The 16,980-nt window shown below is 72.3% G+C and carries 16 protein-coding genes; 7 read left to right on the plus strand and 9 right to left on the minus strand.

The window, feature by feature from the left end; translation table 11 throughout:
* Window positions 1-22 precede the first annotated feature (22 nt).
* The 3 genes from ACN20J_RS43280 to ACN20J_RS43290 all read right to left on the minus strand — a co-directional run bounded on the left by ACN20J_RS43280 (window position 23) and on the right by ACN20J_RS43290 (window position 3,378).
* Complete coding sequence (locus ACN20J_RS43280) at window positions 23-1,525, minus strand: SPFH domain-containing protein (RefSeq protein WP_190231975.1); 1,503 nt, start codon at window positions 1,523-1,525, stop codon at window positions 23-25.
* A gap of 172 nt (window positions 1,526-1,697) precedes the next feature.
* Window positions 1,698-1,916, minus strand: a complete 219-nt coding sequence (locus tag ACN20J_RS43285) for a hypothetical protein (protein ID WP_189839275.1) — start codon at window positions 1,914-1,916, stop codon at window positions 1,698-1,700.
* 10 nt (window positions 1,917-1,926) lie between these two features.
* Window positions 1,927-3,378 (minus strand): amidase, encoded by a 1,452-nt coding sequence (locus ACN20J_RS43290; protein ID WP_419668126.1) that lies wholly within the window; start codon window positions 3,376-3,378, stop codon window positions 1,927-1,929.
* A 224-nt stretch (window positions 3,379-3,602) separates the two neighbouring features.
* On the opposite strand from ACN20J_RS43290, the gene ACN20J_RS43295 reads away from it, so the two are divergent.
* Complete coding sequence (locus ACN20J_RS43295) at window positions 3,603-4,484, plus strand: LLM class F420-dependent oxidoreductase (RefSeq protein WP_419669058.1); 882 nt, start codon at window positions 3,603-3,605, stop codon at window positions 4,482-4,484.
* A gap of 113 nt (window positions 4,485-4,597) precedes the next feature.
* On the opposite strand, the gene ACN20J_RS43300 is transcribed toward ACN20J_RS43295, so the two are convergent.
* Both ACN20J_RS43300 and ACN20J_RS43305 read right to left on the minus strand, forming a co-directional pair.
* A complete protein-coding gene (locus ACN20J_RS43300) occupies window positions 4,598-5,452 on the minus strand; it encodes an HAD family hydrolase (protein WP_419668127.1) in 855 nt (284 codons plus the stop codon).
* A 163-nt stretch (window positions 5,453-5,615) separates the two neighbouring features.
* Window positions 5,616-6,182 carry an NAD(P)H-dependent oxidoreductase gene (locus ACN20J_RS43305; protein WP_189839273.1) on the minus strand — a complete coding sequence of 189 codons (567 nt, stop codon included), beginning with the start codon at window positions 6,180-6,182 and terminating at the stop codon, window positions 5,616-5,618.
* 118 nt (window positions 6,183-6,300) lie between these two features.
* On the opposite strand from ACN20J_RS43305, the gene ACN20J_RS43310 reads away from it, so the two are divergent.
* From ACN20J_RS43310 to ACN20J_RS43325, 4 genes are all read left to right on the plus strand, one after another.
* The gene (locus ACN20J_RS43310) at window positions 6,301-6,963 is read left to right on the plus strand and encodes a TetR/AcrR family transcriptional regulator (RefSeq protein WP_189839272.1); all 663 of its coding nucleotides are present in this window, start codon (window positions 6,301-6,303) and stop codon (window positions 6,961-6,963) included.
* 110 nt (window positions 6,964-7,073) lie between these two features.
* A complete protein-coding gene (locus tag ACN20J_RS43315) occupies window positions 7,074-8,108 on the plus strand; it encodes a LacI family DNA-binding transcriptional regulator (RefSeq protein WP_419668128.1) in 1,035 nt (344 codons plus the stop codon).
* Window positions 8,109-8,126: 18 nt separating this feature from the next.
* Window positions 8,127-9,350, plus strand: a complete 1,224-nt coding sequence (locus ACN20J_RS43320) for a 4-hydroxybenzoate 3-monooxygenase (protein WP_190231979.1) — start codon at window positions 8,127-8,129, stop codon at window positions 9,348-9,350.
* Between the two features lie 17 nt (window positions 9,351-9,367).
* A complete protein-coding gene (locus ACN20J_RS43325) occupies window positions 9,368-10,804 on the plus strand; it encodes a benzaldehyde dehydrogenase (protein ID WP_419668129.1) in 1,437 nt (478 codons plus the stop codon).
* Window positions 10,805-10,891: 87 nt separating this feature from the next.
* Here ACN20J_RS43325 and trxA read toward each other — a convergent pair whose 3' ends face one another.
* Window positions 10,892-11,266, minus strand: coding sequence for a thioredoxin (gene trxA, locus ACN20J_RS43330; protein WP_189839268.1), 375 nt, complete (start codon window positions 11,264-11,266; stop codon window positions 10,892-10,894).
* A 122-nt stretch (window positions 11,267-11,388) separates the two neighbouring features.
* On the opposite strand from trxA, the gene ACN20J_RS43335 reads away from it, so the two are divergent.
* On the plus strand, window positions 11,389-12,822 hold the full coding sequence (locus ACN20J_RS43335) for a dihydrolipoyl dehydrogenase family protein (protein ID WP_419668130.1): 1,434 nt from the start codon (window positions 11,389-11,391) through the stop codon (window positions 12,820-12,822).
* Window positions 12,823-12,858: 36 nt separating this feature from the next.
* On the opposite strand, the gene ACN20J_RS43340 is transcribed toward ACN20J_RS43335, so the two are convergent.
* The 3 genes from ACN20J_RS43340 to ACN20J_RS43350 all read right to left on the minus strand — a co-directional run bounded on the left by ACN20J_RS43340 (window position 12,859) and on the right by ACN20J_RS43350 (window position 15,320).
* Window positions 12,859-13,518 carry a peptide deformylase gene (locus tag ACN20J_RS43340; protein ID WP_419668131.1) on the minus strand — a complete coding sequence of 220 codons (660 nt, stop codon included), beginning with the start codon at window positions 13,516-13,518 and terminating at the stop codon, window positions 12,859-12,861.
* 135 nt (window positions 13,519-13,653) lie between these two features.
* The gene (locus ACN20J_RS43345) at window positions 13,654-14,220 is read right to left on the minus strand and encodes a sigma-70 family RNA polymerase sigma factor (RefSeq protein WP_189839265.1); all 567 of its coding nucleotides are present in this window, start codon (window positions 14,218-14,220) and stop codon (window positions 13,654-13,656) included.
* A gap of 440 nt (window positions 14,221-14,660) precedes the next feature.
* Entirely contained in the window at window positions 14,661-15,320 is a 660-nt protein-coding gene (locus ACN20J_RS43350; protein ID WP_419668132.1) for a hypothetical protein, read from the minus strand.
* Window positions 15,321-15,495: 175 nt separating this feature from the next.
* Between ACN20J_RS43350 and ACN20J_RS43355 the strand changes: the two genes are divergently transcribed.
* Complete coding sequence (locus ACN20J_RS43355; RefSeq protein WP_189839263.1) at window positions 15,496-16,893, plus strand: PepSY-associated TM helix domain-containing protein; 1,398 nt, start codon at window positions 15,496-15,498, stop codon at window positions 16,891-16,893.
* Window positions 16,894-16,980 lie beyond the last annotated feature (87 nt).

The raw sequence follows: 16,980 nt of genomic DNA on the forward strand, positions 1-16,980 counted from the left end.
CCGCACCCGGCCACCCGCCGTTCTACGACTCCCCGTCCACCGGAACCTTCTGCGAAGGAGGAGCGGCCGGCGGCGTCGCGAACCCGTTCACCGCCGAACCGTCCTTACCGGCCTGCCCGTTCTGATCCTGACCCATCGACGACAGCAACTGCCGAGCCAGCCCCAACCCCGTACCACCCATCGTCAACGCCTTGGCGAACATGTCGGACATCCCATCGGCCCCGTTGAGCAACACCATGTGCTCGACGTTCCCGAACGCGCCGGCCCCCGCCCGCACGATCTCCGGCCAGTTCTCGGCGAGTTGCTGCGCGACCACGGCCTCCTGGTTCTCCGCCAGCGCGGCGGCCCGCGCCTTGATGGCCTCGGCCTCCGCGAGCCCCTTCGCCCGCGCGGACTCGGCGATCGCAAGACCCTTGGCCTGCTGGGCGGCGGCCTCGGCCTCACCGGTGGCCCGGGTCGCCGTCGCGGCGGCGGCGCCACGCGCCTTGGTCGCCTCGGCCTCGGCACCCGCGGCCGTCGTGACCCGGGTCGCCTCGGCCGCTGCCGCGAGTTCGGTCTCCTTCGCCTTGGCCTGCGCCGCGGAGATCCGGACATCGCGCTCGGCCTCGGCCAGCGTGCGCTTCTCGTACGCCTTCGCGTCCGCGGGCTTGCGGACGTCCGCCTGGAGCTGCTGCTCACGGCGGTGCGCCTCCAGCTCGGCGACACGCGTCTCCTGGACCACGACCTCCTGCCGCGCCGCCGCGTCGGCGAGCGGTCCGGCCTGCCGGGCCTTGGCGGAGGCGTTGTCGCGCTCCGCCTGGTATCCGGCCTGGAGGATCTCGCTGTCCCGGGTCGCCTCCGACATCCGCGCGGCGGCCTGCTGTTCGGCCTCGGTGGCCCGCCGGTTGGCCTCGGCCTGCGCGATCCGGGCGTCCCGCTGCACGGCGGCCGCGTGCGGCATGGCCAGGTTCTTGATGTAGCCCGTCGGATCCTCGATCTCGTGGATCTGCAGCGAGTCGACGATCAGTCCCAGCTTCTCCATCTCCGTACCGCAGGCGGCCCGGGTCTGCCCGGTGAGCTTCTCGCGGTCGCGGATCATGTCCTCGACGGTCAACCCGCCGACGATGGACCGCAGATGACCGGCGAACACGTTGTGCACCCGCTCCGACATCAGTTTCTGCTGGTCGAGGAAGCGGCGGCCCGCGTTGGCGATCGACACGAAGTCGTCGCCCACCTTGAAGATGACCACGCCCCGCACCTTGAGCGGAATGCCCTGGTGGGTCACGCAGTCCACGGACAGCTCGGTCTCGTTGAGGTCGAGCGAGAGTTTGCGCACCGCCTGGACGCCTGGCAGCACGAGCGTGCCGCGCCCGGTGACGATCCGGAATCCCATGCCCTCCTCGAGGCCTTCGGTGCGGTGCTTCGAACCGGAGATGATCAGTGCTTCGTTGGGCTCCGCGACACGCCACATGAGCTTGAAGATCACCACGATGAATATGAGCGCGAGGACCGCTGCCCCCGCCACGACGCCGACAACCATCGGCATACGCCCCCTGTTGGATGGTGCCCTTTCGGCACCGAACGAACGGAGTGTGCGCCCGCTCGGGCCCGGGGGTACAGACGCTGACGAGTCTTTGGCGCATCCTTGACGAGCACGACACGCTCACATGGCACGACGAGCGCGACACGCTCACATGGCACAGCGGCTCACGGCCGGCTCAACCGTCGTACGCCGCCGACACGTACACCGTCCGCGGCGGCAGGTACTCCACCACCATCACCACCGTGCCCGTCTCGATGCGGTCCTTCGGCGAGGCGGGATACGCGAGGAAGTGCTCGGCGCCACCGCGGACCCGGACGATCACCTCGCCGACGAGTCCCGGCCCGATCGTGCCGGTCACCCGTCCCATGAGGCCCACCATCGACGCGTCGTCCATGGTCCCCAGACTACGGGCCGGTGGGCGCCCCGAAATCAGGTACGGCGCCGTCCACTTCACCGCTCGGCCGGTGCTCGTACCACCGCTGGTCCGCCTCCAACTGCGCGGCCAGCGACACGAGGAGCGGCTCGCTGTTCGCGGGACCCAGCAGCTGCGCGCCCACCGGCAGCGAACCGTCGACGAACCCCGCGGGGACGTTGACACCGGGCCAGCCCAGCACGTTCCACGGCCAGGCGTACGGACAGGCGGCGATCATGGCCCGGTCCGTCCCGAAGCCGCTCAGATCGTGCAGGGCGCCGATGCGCGGCGGGGGAGCGGCGGTCGTCGGCGCGAGCACCACGTCGTACGTGTCGAAGAGCGAGCCGATGCGCCGGTGCAGCCTCGCCTCGGCGCGCCGGGCCAGCCGCAGCGGGACCCCGCCGAGCAGCCGGCCCAGCCGGGCGGCCTCCAGGGTGCGCCGGTCGAGCAGGTGCGGATGGGGCGTCTCGCGGACCCGTTCGGCGATCCCGGCCGTGGCGCGTGGGACGAAGGCCAGCCCGATCTGCCCGTACGGCGGATCGGCCTCCTCCACCTCGTGGCCGAGCGCGGTCAGCCGCTCCGCGAGCGCGAGGACCCGGGCCCGCACGTCGGGCCGCAGCCGGGCGGGCAGCGCCGTGAACGGCGGCTTCAGCGAGAGCGCGATGCGCAGCCTGCCCGGGTCCCGGCCCACCGCGTCCGACACGCGCAGCGCGGACGGGCGGTGCATATCGCGCTCGTGGCTGCCGCTCGCCGCGTCCAGCAGCAGCGCGGCGTCCTCGACCGTACGGGCGAGTGTGCCGTTGACCGTGATGCCGTGGAAGGACTCCGCGCGCGGCCAGGTCGAGATGCGGCCGCGCTGCGGTTTGATGCCGATCAGATGCGTCCAGGAGGCCGGGATCCGCACCGAGCCCGCGCCGTCCGAGCCCAGCGCGGCGGGCACCAGTCCGGCCGCGACCGCTGCCGCCGAGCCACCGGACGAACCGCCCGGCGTGTGCCCGGTGTGCCACGGGTTGCGGGTCTCACCGAAGGCAGGCCCCTCGGTGAAGGGCCACTGGCCGAACTCGCAGGTGTTGGTCTTGCCGACGACCACGGCCCCGGCCGCCCGCAGCCGCCGCACCGCCTCGCCGTCCTCGGCCACCGGCGGGAACTCCCCGCGGCAGCCGAACGCGGTCGGCTCGCCCGCCACGTCCATGTCGTCCTTGACAGCCACCGGCACCCCGAGCAGCGGTCGGCGTTCGCCCGCCGCCAGCTCCTTGTCCGCGGCGTCGGCCTCGGCGAGCGCGGCCTCGGCACGCACCAGCCGGAAGGCGTTCAGGGTGCCCTGAGAGGCCTCGATCCGGGCGAGGGCCTCCTCGACGAGCGTCCGCGAGGACACCGTTCCCTCGGCCAGGGCGCGGGCACACTCCGCGAGACCCGGGGCAGGGTCGGGGGTCACGGGAGTCATACGGCCACCTCCGGGAGCGCGTTGTCTACTGAACGGTAACGTCACGGCGGGCTGAGCGGTACGGGAAGGACAACTTCCCTCGCGGGGGCGGCGATCCGTCCGTCCATGGCACCGCTTCACCGGTCGGACGGCACATCGGGCCTTGACTTCGAGAGTGCTCCAAGATCTACCGTCGCGACAGTCGGTGACGATCCGACGGTGAGCCCAGGGTGACGGAGACGGACATGCGGGTCGGCGTACACATCAACCGGTTCAACCACCCCCGGGGCGCGGCGGCGCTCGGTCCCGAGCTGGCCGCCGCGGGCGCCGCCGCCGAGGCGGCGGGCGTGAGCTGGATGTCGGTCATGGACCACTACTTCCAGATGGAGTTCAACGGCGGCGCCGAGAGCGACATGCTGGAGGCCTACACGACCCTCGGCTTCCTCGCGGCCCACACCTCCACGGTCCAGCTCGGCACACTGGTGACCGGTGTGACGTACCGCCATCCAGGATTGCTCGCCAAGATCGCCACCACGCTCGACGTCCTGTCCGGCGGCCGGGCCACCCTGGGCATCGGGGCGGCCTGGTACGGCCGCGAGCACGAGGGCCTGGGCGTGCCGTTCCCGCCGCTCGCGGAGCGTTTCGAGCGCCTTGAGGAGACCCTGCGGATCTGCCTGCAGATGTGGGACCCACAGGCCGACGGGCCCTTCGAGGGCAAGCACTACCGGCTCGCCGAGACCCTGTGCGTACCGGCGCCGGTGAGCACTCCGCGTCCGCGGATCATGATCGGCGGGGGCGGCGAGAAGAAGACCCTCCGGCTGGTCGCCCAGTACGGGGACGCCTGCAACCTCTTCGCCTCGACCCCGGAGGAGGTCGCGCACAAGCTGGACGTCCTGCGCGGTCACTGCGACGCCGTGGGGCGCGAGTACGCCGACATCCACAAGACGCTCACCCACTCGGGCGACCCGCGGGGCGAGGCCGAACTCGACGCCTTCACCCGGGAGTTGGAGGGCTACGCCAAGCTCGGCATCGAGACGGTGATCCTCGGCCCGCGCGTGGACGAGCCGGCGGAGTGGATCGAGCAGAGGGTGGCCCCGGTGGTCGGGCGACTGGCCGAACTCGGCTGAACCGCAAGGGTTTTGGCGCGGCCGGAACACCGTGCTCGGCCCGCGGGGATTCGGGCGAGGCCTGACCCGTACGGCTTCGGCGAGGCCTGATCGTAGGGCCTCGGGCGTGCCGCCTACGCGGGCTGGCGGCGCGCCAGTGCGACGAACTGCTCCAGCACCCGGGCCACCCCGTCCTCGTCGTTCGATGCGGTGTGGAACCGCGCCGCCCTCCGGACTGACGGATCGGCGTTGGCCATGGCGTACGAGCGGCCCACCGCCCGCAGCATGGGCAGGTCGTTGGGCATGTCGCCGAACGCGGCGATGTCCTCGGGACGTATGCCGAGCCCGGCGCTCCAGGCGGTCAGCGCGCTGGCCTTGGTGACCCCCGGTGCGCTGAACTCCACGAGCGCGAGCCCCGTGGAGTGCGTGGTCTCGGCGTCAGTGCCCGCGCCGGCATGAGCCTGCGTATGGAAGTCGCGCAACGACAGCGTCGGATGATGCGCCAGGATCTTGAGGACCGGACGGTCGGGGTCCCTCGCCAGCAACTCCTCGGCGCTACCGATCAGTTCGACCTCGGACTCCCCGTACGACCAGGCGGGGTACGCCGGTTCGTGGCCGAAGACCGTCTCGTACTCGAAGGCGAAGGACACGCCCGGTACCGCCGCGCGCACCCGTGCCACGAGCGGGGCCACCGAGGCGGCCGGGAACGGTGACAGTCGTACGGGCGTGCCGTCGGGTGCGTACACGGCGGCGCCGTTCGCCGTCACGGCGAAGTGCCGGCCGATGTCGCGGTGCAGGGCGGGAAGGCCGCGCGGGGGACGGCCGGTGACGAGGGCGAGGCGGATTCCCGCCGCCCCGGCCGCCGCGAGCGCGTCCGCCGTCCGCCCGGAGAGGGTCCCGTCGCTGCGCAGCAGTGTCCCGTCCAGGTCGGTGGCCACGAGCTTCGGCGGCGTGGCGGGGCTGGGGGCCGGGTCGGGCGTCGTCGTCATCGTGAACCGGTGCCTTCCGGGCCGGATCGAGGGCCCGGCCGGGCCGTGGGGGCCGGTGGTGCCGGGAGGCGGCCACCGGACGGACGTACGGGAGGGGGCCGGAACCAGGTCGGTTCCGGCCCCCTCCCGTCCTCGCGGCGAGCCGCGGGAGTGTCTGTCGTCGTCAGGCGGCGGCGACGGCGGTGCCGGCCTCGCCGTGGATGCGGCCGATGACCTCGGTCAGCTGGGCGGCGACCTCGGTGTCGTCGGCCGGGTGGGTCTCGGCGAAGCGGACCACGGAGCCGGGGATGGAGAGCTTGATGTCCTCGAGGACCTTGGCGCCGGCGATGCCCGCGGCCTTGCGGGTCTCGTCCTGTGCCCAGACGCCGCCGAACTGGCCGTAGGCGGTGCCGACGACGGCGAGGGGCTTGTCCTTCAGGGCGCTCGCGCCGTACGGGCGGGACAGCCAGTCGATGGCGTTCTTCAGGACGGCCGGGATGGTGCCGTTGTACTCGGGCGAGAAGAGCAGCAGGGCGTCGGCGGAGGCCGCGGCCTCGCGCAGCCGGGCGGCGGCGGCCGGGACGTTGCCCTCCACGTCGATGTCCTCGTTGTAGAAGGGGATCTCGGCGAGGCCCTCGAACAGGTTGATCTCCGCGCCCTCGGGGGCGAGCTTGACGGAGGCCTCGGCGAGCTGGCGGTTGTGGGAGCCGGCGCGGAGGCTGCCGACGAGCGCGAGGATGCGAACAGACATGGGGAACTCCAAGGGGGGTGAAACATTGCCGTTACGATCCGGACCGGGGTCCGTTTAAAGTTGTAGCAGCTAAACGGACCACGGTCCAGTTTTCTTCCCGGGGCGATACGCTGTGTTCATGTCCGCCTCCCTGCCGCCCCTGCCGAAGCCTCAGGAATCGACCGGCGAGCCCGTCCTGCTGGAGCTCGGCTCCGCCGAGGACGAGCCCTGCCTGCGCGCCGACGCGGCGCGGAACCGGGCCCGGCTGCTGGAGGCGGCCACACGGCTGATCGAGGAGCACGGAGTGGCCGGCGTCACGATGGAGGCGGTGGCCGTCGCCGCCTCGGTGGGCAAAGGGACGGTCTTCCGCCGCTTCGGCGACCGCACCGGCCTGCTGACGGCCCTGCTCGACCACTCCGCGAAACAGCTCCAGGCGGCCTTCCTCAGCGGGCCGCCGCCGCTGGGCCCCGGGGCGCCGCCCGCCGACCGGCTGCGGGCGTTCGGCCAGGCCGTCCTGCGTCAGGCGACCGACCACCTGGAGCTCCAGCTGGCGGCCCAGCCGGAAGCGGCCCGCCGCTACTCCATCCCGCCTACGCGTTTTCTGTCCGGTCACGTCACCCTGCTGCTGCGGCAGGCGGTGCCCGACGCCGACTGCGCCCTCCTCGCCCAGGCACTGATGGGCTATCTCGACCCCGCCCTGATCCACCACCTGACCAAGGAGTGCGGGATGCCGATGGAGCGCCTGGAAGCGGGATGGATCGACCTGGTCGCGCGCGTGACGCGTACGGAACTGCCCCAGTAGGCCCGGGAATTGGGCCGCGCACGCCCTGAGGTCGCCGCGCCGGACGTCCGGCACACGGGGCGCCCCCGGCCCCGAGGCCCTCCCCGGCTTCTGCAAAGATGCCGTACGTCATGGTGCAGATACCGAAAACATCCGCCCCTACGTCGCCCGCGCCGCACTCCGTGCCCACGAGTGCCGATGTGGCCCGCCTGGCGGGGGTCTCGCGCGCGACCGTCTCCTACGTCCTGAACAACACCAGCGCCGTACGGATCAGCGAGCCCACCCGTCGCCGTGTCCACCAGGCGGCCAAGGAGCTCGGGTACGTCCCGCACGCCGCGGCCCGCAGTCTGCGCGCCGGGCACAGCCGCATGGTCCTGATGCCCGCGCCCGACGTGCCCGTGGGCCCGCTCTACAGCCAGTTCTTCAACGAACTCCAGTGGGCCCTGAGCCGCCTCGACTACACCGTCGTGCAGTACGGCAGTGTCGGCCTCCAGGGCGACGAGGCGGCCCGCGCCTGGGCCGAACTGCGCCCGGTCGCCGTGCTCGTGCCCGGCAGCGGACTCGGTGCGGAGGGCGTGGCCGTCCTCAAGCGCTCCGGCGCCCGGGCCGTCGTCACCCTCGGCCCCGACCGGGTCGAGGGCGCGCACGCCCTGATCATGGACCACCACGAGGTCGGCCGGAGCGCGGGCGCCCATCTGCGGGCCCGCGGCCACCGCCGCGTCGGAGTCGTGGTGCCCGAGGACCCCGGCCTGGAGATCTTCTCCAAGCCCCGCTTCGAAGGCGTACGGCAGGCCCTCAGCGGCACGGACGCGTCCGTGACCGAGGTGTCGCTCGCCTACGACGAGGAGGCCGCGTCCCAACTCGCCGCGCGCTGGCGCTCCTTGGGCCTGGACGCCGTGTTCGCGTACAACGACGAGTACGCGATGCTGCTGATGCGCGCCCTTCAGGATGAAGGCATCGGCATCCCGGGGGACACTGCTGTCATCGGCGCCGACGATCTGATGCTCGGCCGGCTGCTGCGCCCGAGGCTGAGCACCGTCCACATCGACCTGCCGTCCGGACGCGAGCTCGCCGAGCTGGTCGACCGCGCGGTGCGGGAGCCCGGTGCCCCGCCGGAGGCGCACGAGGTGCTGGGAGCGACGGTCGTGCACCGCGAATCGAGCTGAACACCTGGGAGGCGCGTCATGCGGACCACGGTCGGCATCATCGGCGGAGGCCCGGCAGGGCTCCTGCTGGCCCGGCTGCTGCACCGGACGGGGATCGACTGCGTCGTCCTGGAGAGCAGGACCCGCACGTACGTCGAGCAGCGCCAGCGCGCCGGGATGCTGGAACAGGGCACCGTGGACGCGCTGCGCGAGTGCGGCGCCGCCGACCGGCTGGAGGCCGAGGGGCTGATCCACAACGGCATCGAGCTGCGCTTCGACCGCGAGCGGCACCGCATCGACTTTCCCGTGCTCACCGGCGGTCGCACGGTCACGATCTACGCCCAGACGGAGATCGTGAAGGACCTCGTGGAACTCCAACTCGCCGACGGACCACCGCTGTTGTTCGAGGCGGAGGCCCTCGCCGTCGAGAACGCGGTCGAGGAGCCGGGCGGCGGCGCACCTCTCGTGCGCTTTGTGCACGACGGCCGCGAACAGACCCTCACCTGTGACTACGTGGTCGGCTGCGACGGCTTCCACGGCATCGCCCGCGACGCCTTCCCGGCCGCCGTCAGCCGCACGTACGAGCACGAGTACCCCTACTCCTGGCTCGGGATCCTGGCCGATGTGGCGCCCTCCTGCGAGGAGTTGATCTACGCGCGCGGCCCGGGAGGCTTCGCGCTGCACAGCATGCGCTCGACGTCGGTGTCACGGCTGTATCTGCAGGTCCCGAACGGCACGGACGCCGACGACTGGCCCGACGAACGCATCTGGGACGAGCTCGACGCACGCTTCGCGATCGACGGCGACTGGCGGCTGGAGCGCGGCCCGATCACCTCCAAGTCGGTGACCGGGATGCGGAGTTACGTCCACGAGCCGATGCGCCACGGACGGCTCTTCCTCGCCGGGGACGCCGCACACATCGTGCCGCCGACAGGCGCCAAGGGACTGAACCTGGCCGTGTCCGACGTCCGGGTCCTGGCCCGCGCCTTCGCCGAGCTCCACCGCTCGGGTTCGACCCAACTCCTCGACTCCTACTCGGAGTTGTGCCTCGAACGGGTCTGGCAGGCGACCCGTTTCTCGTACGACATGACTAAGATGTTGCACGCTCAACCAGATGGGGATGCCTTCGAGGACCGGCTGCAGCATGCGCGACTGCGGCGGATCGCGGCATCCCGCCCCGCGGCTGCCGAACTGGCCGCTAACTACACGGGACTTCCGCTCGCGGCCACCGTTCGCGCTGTGGGTCCCACCGGTGTCCACTGACCGATCGGAGAGCCGTCATGCCGCTGCTCGACCCGGAGAACTGGCAGTCCCACAACCTGGCGGGCGGTGAGTACGCCGTCACGGAGCCCGCGACCGGCGACCCGCTCGGCACCGTCACGCTCGCCTCCGCCGAGGACGTCGCGGCAGCCGCCGGGGCCGCCCGCGCGGCCCAGGCCGAGTGGGCCCGCGCCCCGCACTTCGTCCGCGCCGCCGTCCTGCGCAAGGCCGGCGACCTGTTCACCGAGCACGCCGACGAGCTGCGCGACTGGATCGTGCGCGAGTCCGGCTCCATACCAGGCAAGGCCGACTTCGAACTGCATGTCGCGGCCCAGGAGTGCTACGAGGCGGCGGCACTCGCGTCGCGTCCGGCAGGGCAGGTCCTGCCGTCCGAGGCCGCCCGGCTGTCGTACACACGGCGCATCCCGGTCGGCGTCGTGGGAGTCATTTCCCCCTTCAACGCCCCGCTGATCCTTTCGATCCGCTCGGTGGCCCCGGCGCTTGCGCTCGGCAACGGCGTCGTACTGAAGCCGGACCCGCGCACCGCGGTCTGCGGCGGCCTCGCGCTCGCCGCGGTCTTCGCCGAGGCGGGCCTTCCGGAGGGGCTGTTGCAGGTGCTGCCCGGAGGACCGGAAGCCGGGCAGGCGCTGGTCGCCGACCCGCAGGTGCCGGTGATCTCCTTCACGGGCTCAACCGCCGCCGGGCGAGCGGTGGGTGAGGCCGCGGGGCGCCATCTCAAGCGCGTACACCTGGAGTTGGGCGGCAACTCCGCGCTGATCGTGCTGGAGGACGCCGACATCGACGCGGTGATCTCCACGGCGGCCTGGGGCTCGTTCTTCCACCAGGGCCAGATCTGCATGACCACCGGCCGCCACCTCGTCCACGCCTCGCTGTACGAGGAGTACATCGAGCGGCTCGCCGCGAAGGCCGACTCACTGGCCGTCGGAGACCCGCACCGGGAGCAGGTGCACCTCGGGCCGATCATTGACGACGCCCAGCTCGCCAAGATCCACGGCCTGGTGGAGTCCAGCACCGCACGCGGCGCCAAGCTGGCGGCGGGCGGCACCCATGACCGGCTGTTCTACCGTCCGACGGTCCTCGCCGGGGTCGACGACTCGACCCCCGCGTACGCCGAGGAGGTCTTCGGCCCGGTCGCGCCGGTGCGCTCCTTCAGCACCGCCGACGAGGCCGCCGCCCTCGCCTCCGACGGGCCGTACGGCCTCTCGCTGGGCATCGTCACCCGGGACACCGCGCGTGGCCTCGACCTCGCCGAGCGCGTCCCCACCGGGATCGTCCACATCAACGACCAGACCGTCAACGACGAGGCCGTCGCGCCCTTCGGCGGCATCGCCGCCTCCGGCACCGGCGCCAGGTTCGGCGGCGAGGCCAATCTGGAGGCCTTCACCGACCTGCGCTGGACGACGGTGCGAGGGGATGTGGCGGGCTACCCCTTCTAGGGGCGCCGACGAGGTATTGGGACCACGAGGTACTGGGACCGCTGGCGGCACAGGCGGATCACTGGGCGTGCCGGCGGTCCTGGCGGATCACTGGGCCTGCTGGCCCTGCTCCGCGATGGACTTGCGGACCTCGTCCATGTCCAGCTTCCGGGCCTGTCCGATGACGTCCTCGAGGGCGGCCTCGGGCAGCGCCCCGGGCTGGGCGAAGACGGCCACCTGGTCGCGGACGATCATCAGCGTCGGGATCGACTGGATGTTGAAGGCCGCGGCCAGCTCGGGCTGCGCCTCGGTGTCCACCTTGCCGAAGACCAGGTCGGGGTTGGACTCCGCCGCCTTCTCGTAGACCGGGGCGAACTGGCGGCACGGGCCGCACCAGGACGCCCAGAAGTCGATCAGGACGAATTCGTTGTCCGTGACCAGCTGGTCGAAGTTGTCCTTGGTGAGCTCCACGGTGCTGCTCATGGCGTTGAATCCCTCTTCCTGGGGTCGGGGCCTTGCCGATGTCCACAACGGCGTCGATCAGTGGCGTATTCCGCGCACGTACCCGTGTGGCCACGGCCCACACCAAGGACCAGACTGGCCCCATGACGGAATCGGAATCCATCGCGTACGACGTCGTGGTGCTCGGGGCCGGGCCCGTGGGGGAGAACGTCGCCGACCGCGCCCGCGCGGCAGGCCTCTCCACCGCGATCGTGGAGAGCGAGCTGATCGGCGGCGAGTGCTCCTACTGGGCGTGCATGCCCAGCAAGGCCCTGTTGCGCTCGGTCCTCGCCCGTGCGGACGCACGCCGCGTGCCGGGCCTCAGCCAGGCCGTGCAGGGCCCCCTCGACGTCGGCGCGGTCCTCGCCCATCGTGACGAATACACCTCGCACTGGAAGGACGACGGCCAGGTCCGGTGGCTCGACGGCATCGGCGCCGACATCTACCGAGGCCACGGACGGCTCGCCGGAACACGCAAGGTCACGGTCGACGGCCCCGACGGGGAACGGCACGTCCTGACCGCCCGGCACGCCGTGGCGGTCAGCACCGGCACCCGTGCCGTCGTGCCCGACCTGCCGGGAATCGCCGAGGTCAAGCCCTGGACCAGCCGCGAAGCCACCAGCGCGCACGCCGTGCCGGGCCGCCTCGTGGTCGTCGGCGGCGGGGTCGTCGGCGTGGAGATGGCCACCGCCTGGCAGGCCTTCGGCTCGAAGGTCACGGTCCTCGTCCGCGGCAAGGGCCTGCTGCCCCGTATGGAGCCCTTCGCCGGGGAAATGGTCGCCGAGGCGCTGACGGAGGCGGGCGCGGACGTGCGTACGGGCACGTCGGTCGAGGCGGTGACCCGGGAAGGCGCGACGGTCGTGGTCACCACGTCCGCGGGCGACCGCATCGAGGCCGACGAGATCCTCTTCGCCACCGGCCGCGCCCCGCGCACCGACGACCTCGGACTCGAGACGGTCGGCCTGAACCCCGGCTCCTGGCTGTCGGTCGACGACAGCTGCCGGGTGACGGGCAGCGACTGGCTCTACGCGGTCGGCGATGTCAACCATCGCGCCCTCCTCACCCACCAGGGCAAGTACCAGGCCCGTATCGCGGGCGCCGCCATCGCGGCCCGCGCGGCCGGTGTCCCGCTCCTGGAGACCGACCCCTGGGGCGCCCACTCGGCGACCGCCGACCACGCGGCCGTTCCGCAGGTCGTCTTCACCGACCCGGAGGCCGCCGCCGTCGGCCTCTCCCTAGCCGAGGCCGAACAAGCAGGTCACCGGGTCCGCGCGGTCGACGTCGACCTCTCCTCGGTCGCCGGCGCCGGCCTCTACGGAGACGGCTACCGCGGCCGCGCCCGCATGATCGTGGACCTCGACACCGAGACCCTCCGTGGCGTCACCTTCGTCGGCCCCGGCGTCGGCGAGATGCTCCACTCCGCGACGATCGCCGTCGCCGGCGAGGTCCCGGTGAGCCGACTGTGGCACGCGGTGCCGGCGTATCCGACGGTGAGCGAGGTGTGGCTGCGGCTGCTGGAGGCGTATCGGGACGCGTGATCGCTCCGCCGCTGCGCTACGCCGGGGTGACGGGCCTCAGCTCTCCTCGGGCAACTGGAAGCCGAGGTCCGTGGCCGCCTGCCCAGGCGTCGGATGGGACCAGCGTTCCAGCATCGCCTGGTTCGAGGAGAGGGAGCGCAGTTCGGCGCGGTCCAGGTAGAGGGTGCCGTTCAGGTGGTCCGTCTCGTGCTGGACGATACGGGCGGGCCAGCCCGTGAACACCTCGTCCACCGGGCGGCCGTTCTCGTCCTGGGCCAGCAGCCGCACCTCGGCGGGCCGGGCCACCACCGCCTGCCAGCCCGGCACGCTCAGACAGCCCTCGAAGAACGCGGCGCGGGCCGGACCCACCGGCTCGTACACCGGGTTGACCAGCACCCGGAAGGGCAGGGGCACCCGGCCGCGCGCCTCGCGGATCTCGTCCGGCACCGGCGCCGGGTCCTCGACGACCGCGAGGCGCAGCGGTACGCCGACCTGGGGCGCGGCCAGCCCGACGCCCGGTGCCGCGTGCATCGTGTCGCGCAGGGCCGCGACGAAGCGGGCGAGGAGCGTCGGATCCAGCTGGCCGTCGAAGGGCTCGGCCGCGCGCCGCAGCACCGGATCACCGGCGGCGACGATCGGCAACGGGCCCGTACGGGAGAGCAGTTCCTCCACCTGATCGCTGAGGGACGAGGGCGCGGGGTCACTGGTGGAAGCCATCGCGCCAGGATGCCAAGCGGGATGCCGGGGTGCGAGGCGGCTCTCTGAAGGGGAGTAGAGGGTGTCGCGTCTCACTCGACTCCGGATCCTCCTCTGGTTCCCTCCTCGGACCCGCCTGATCCCTGCCCCGGGTGCCTACCCCGCGGCCTCCAGCAACGCCGTCACGCTCTCCCGGGCGCGCGCGACCCGCGACCGTACGGTCCCGACCGGGCAGCCCACCGCCGACGCGGCGTCCGCGTACGGCAGGCCCGCCAGCTGCGTCAGGACGAACGCCTCGCGCCGTGGGGCGTCCAGGGTCTCCAGGAGGTCGAGGAGGGCCACGCCCTCGTCGAAGCCGGGCAGCCCGCGCGGCTGAGCGCGCTCGGCGGCCGTCTGCCAGTCGCCGGTGTCGGACAGCCGCGGCCGGGTCGCCGCCGTGCGGAACCGGTCGGCCACCGTGCGGCGGGCGATCGCGAGCAGCCAACTGCGGGCGCTGGAGCGGGCGGAGAACCCCGGCAGGGCGGTCAGCGCCCGGAGGAACGTTTCCTGGGTGAGGTCGTCGGCGCCGTGCACATCGCCGCTGAGATGAGCGACGAAACGCCATACGTCCCGGTGGGTGGCCCGCACGAACCGCTCGACCGCGTCGGGGTCGCCGGCCCCGGCGGCCAGGGCCCAGCGGGTGATCCGTTCGTCGTCGTGTGCCTGAAGCAGGGCAGAAGCCATCGCAAGTGGTCCTTCGGTGAAGGGAAGCGCGGAGTGAGGAGAGCGGCGTACGGCCGGCGCGACCCGTAGATGTGCGCGTGGAGGCACGCGCGTGTGGGCCTCGCGTGGACCAAAGGGCCATCGCACGCGCGCGTGGGCCTACGACAACGGCACGCGCGCGTGGCTCCGTACGACGCCTGGGCGCAGTACGAGAGGGACCAGGATCGGGTCCACGAGGAGGACCGGGACCCGCCCTACGACGAGGACCGGGATCCGGCGGGCCTACGACGAGGACCGGGACCCGGCCTACGAGTAGGACCGGGACCGGCCTGTGCGAAGGACCGGAACTGCTCTCCGAGGGGGACCGGGACTTGGTCGCCGAGCACGCGAGCCGTTCGCCGACGGCAGGCACGTGGCACGTACGCCGCGGTTCCGCCCGTCACCGGTGGCGGGACGGACGGTCAGCGGGCGGCCGGTGCGACCGGCGGACCCCTCCGCGCGACGGCGTACTCCAGCAGAACTCCGCGCAGCCGGCGCACCGGGACGTACACGGGCGTCCGTACGGGCCCGGCCTGCCGCATGGCCGCCGACACCCGCAACGCCAGCAACGCCCGCCGCAGCGGCTCGAACAGCGAGGTCCCGAGCAGTCGGCCGGTCCGGTACGCGACCGCCCGCGCCGTGCGGAACGCGGCCTCCTCGCCGCGCCACAGCCACACACCGCAGACGAGCGCGGCGAGCAGGTGGGCCGCGAGCATGCGGACGTCACCACCCATGAGCAGGGTGTCCGTCGGCTCGGGGCCCATCGGGTGCGTGTGCGTGTGGCCCGCGTCCATGGAGGTCGTGGACGTGAAGGCGTCCGACGAGCGCACCTGCTGGGCAAGTCCGAACAACTGGTGCAGCCCGAGCTGTGCCACGACCGTGGCCCCGGTCACCAGCCCGGCGCCGCGCTGGCGCCCGGTGAGCCACCACGCGGTGGCCGTCGTCGCGGCGAACGCGTATCCGACGGCCCACCACGGCAGACCCGCCCCGGACATCAGCGTGTGCCCCAGGCCCGCCGTCACCACGCACACGGCCGCGAACACGGCGGCACGCGCGAGGCGGAAGGCGATCCCGGAGGTCATGGCGAGCATCGTGCCAGTCCAGGGCCGCCCGGATGACCGGAGCCCCGAATTGCGCCTCACGATGTGACCCACACCACGCGAACCTCCGGGAACTCGACGGCCCCGCCCACCGACTACTGCACCGCAACGGCCGAGCACGGCCCGTCGTCCCCTGCCCCACCGGAGAAGCCCGCCGATGACCACCGCTCCCACGACCGAGACGGACGAGTCCCCGCAAGCCGTCGCCCCTTCCCCGAAACGCGGCCTCTGGTCGCCGCTGCGCCCCCTGGTCCTGCGGCTGCACTTCTACGCCGGAGTGCTCGTCGCCCCGTTCCTGCTGGTCGCCGCCACGACCGGATTCCTGTACGCGGCGTCGTTCCAGGCCGAGAAGATCCTGTACTCGCACGAGATGACGGTCCCTGTCGGCGACGAGAAGCTGCCGATATCCGAGCAGGTCACGGCCGCCCGCAAGGCGCACCCGGAGGGCACGGTCTCCGCCGTACGCCCCTCGCCGAAGGACGACGAGACCACCAGGGTGATGCTGTCCGGCGTCCCGGGCATCGGCGAAACCCACACCCTCGCGGTGTTCGTCGACCCGTACACCGCCAAGGTGCGCGGCTCGCTCGAACAGTACGGATCCACCGGCGCACTGCCGCTGCGCACCTGGATCGACGAGTTCCACGCCAACCTGCAACTCGGCCAGAACGGCCGGCTCTACAGCGAACTCGCCGCCAGCTGGCTGTGGGTGATAGCGGGCGGCGGTCTGGTGCTCTGGTTCAGCCGCCGACGTACGCAGCGCAAGATACGCGGCACCACCGGCCGCCGACGCACGCTCGGTCTGCACGGCACGGTCGGCGTCTGGGCGGCCCTCGGCTTCTTCTTCCTGGCGGCGACGGGACTGACCTGGTCGACGTACGCCGGCGCGCACATCGACGAACTGCGCACCTCGCTCCATCAGGCCACCCCCGCGGTGTCGGCGGCTGCGGGCGGCGAGCACTCCGGCCACGGTTCCGCCTCGGCCGAGGAGGACGTCGAGCACGGCGTCGGCCTCGACAAGGTGCTGGCGTCCGCGCGGGCGGAGGGCCTGGGCGACCCGGTGGAGATCGTCCCGCCCGCCGACGCCGAGTCCGGCTACGTGGTGAGGCAGGTCCAGCGCAGCTGGCCCACCAAGCAGGACGCGGTCGCCGTCGACCCGTCGAACGGCGAGGTCACCGACACGGTCCGCTTCGCCGACTACCCGGTCCTCGCGAAACTGACCCGCTGGGGCATCGACGCCCACACCGGAGTCCTCTTCGGCCTCGCCAACCAGCTCGTACTCATGGCCCTGGCCCTCAGCCTGATCCTCCTCATCCTCTGGGGCTACCGAATGTGGTGGCAACGAGGCCGAGCCTCCGCCTTTGGCCGCCCCATCCCCCGCGGCGCCTGGCAACACGTCCCTGCCTACATCCTCGTCCCCCTGATGGCAGCAATAGCCGTCCTCGGCTACTTCGTCCCCCTCCTGGGCATCCCCCTGGCCGCCTTCATCGCCATCGACATAGTGCTGGGCGAGATAGCCCACCGCCGCGGGAAACGGACGTACGCGTCGGCCAAGTAGCCAAGTTGAGGCAGAGCAGAGAAAGAGGCCGAGCCCCGGCACCTCGGGCGCGTCACGTCAGTGACAACCCTTGGTGCCTGGGGGCTC

Source organism: Streptomyces sp. 2-1, assembly GCF_048564895.1.
Classification (GTDB): Bacteria; Actinomycetota; Actinomycetes; order Streptomycetales; family Streptomycetaceae; genus Streptomyces; species Streptomyces phaeochromogenes.

What these genes read in the sequence shown, in the direction of transcription:
- ACN20J_RS43320 (WP_190231979.1), top strand. Translation starts at nt 8,127, where the DNA reads ATGCGGACCACGGTCGGCATCATCGGCGGAGGCCCGGCAGGGCTCCTG.
- ACN20J_RS43325 (WP_419668129.1), top strand. Translation starts at nt 9,368, where the DNA reads ATGCCGCTGCTCGACCCGGAGAACTGGCAGTCCCACAACCTGGCGGGC.
- ACN20J_RS43300 (WP_419668127.1), bottom strand. Translation starts at nt 5,452, where the DNA reads ATGACGACGACGCCCGACCCGGCCCCCAGCCCCGCCACGCCGCCGAAG.
- ACN20J_RS43295 (WP_419669058.1), top strand. Translation starts at nt 3,603, where the DNA reads ATGCGGGTCGGCGTACACATCAACCGGTTCAACCACCCCCGGGGCGCG.
- ACN20J_RS43315 (WP_419668128.1), top strand. Translation starts at nt 7,074, where the DNA reads ATGGTGCAGATACCGAAAACATCCGCCCCTACGTCGCCCGCGCCGCAC.
- ACN20J_RS43355 (WP_189839263.1), top strand. Translation starts at nt 15,496, where the DNA reads ATGACCACCGCTCCCACGACCGAGACGGACGAGTCCCCGCAAGCCGTC.
- ACN20J_RS43345 (WP_189839265.1), bottom strand. Translation starts at nt 14,220, where the DNA reads ATGGCTTCTGCCCTGCTTCAGGCACACGACGACGAACGGATCACCCGC.
- ACN20J_RS43285 (WP_189839275.1), bottom strand. Translation starts at nt 1,916, where the DNA reads ATGGACGACGCGTCGATGGTGGGCCTCATGGGACGGGTGACCGGCACG.
- ACN20J_RS43290 (WP_419668126.1), bottom strand. Translation starts at nt 3,378, where the DNA reads ATGACTCCCGTGACCCCCGACCCTGCCCCGGGTCTCGCGGAGTGTGCC.
- ACN20J_RS43305 (WP_189839273.1), bottom strand. Translation starts at nt 6,182, where the DNA reads ATGTCTGTTCGCATCCTCGCGCTCGTCGGCAGCCTCCGCGCCGGCTCC.
- ACN20J_RS43350 (WP_419668132.1), bottom strand. Translation starts at nt 15,320, where the DNA reads ATGACCTCCGGGATCGCCTTCCGCCTCGCGCGTGCCGCCGTGTTCGCG.
- ACN20J_RS43340 (WP_419668131.1), bottom strand. Translation starts at nt 13,518, where the DNA reads ATGGCTTCCACCAGTGACCCCGCGCCCTCGTCCCTCAGCGATCAGGTG.
- ACN20J_RS43310 (WP_189839272.1), top strand. Translation starts at nt 6,301, where the DNA reads ATGTCCGCCTCCCTGCCGCCCCTGCCGAAGCCTCAGGAATCGACCGGC.
- ACN20J_RS43335 (WP_419668130.1), top strand. Translation starts at nt 11,389, where the DNA reads ATGACGGAATCGGAATCCATCGCGTACGACGTCGTGGTGCTCGGGGCC.
- trxA (WP_189839268.1), bottom strand. Translation starts at nt 11,266, where the DNA reads ATGAGCAGCACCGTGGAGCTCACCAAGGACAACTTCGACCAGCTGGTC.
- ACN20J_RS43280 (WP_190231975.1), bottom strand. Translation starts at nt 1,525, where the DNA reads ATGCCGATGGTTGTCGGCGTCGTGGCGGGGGCAGCGGTCCTCGCGCTC.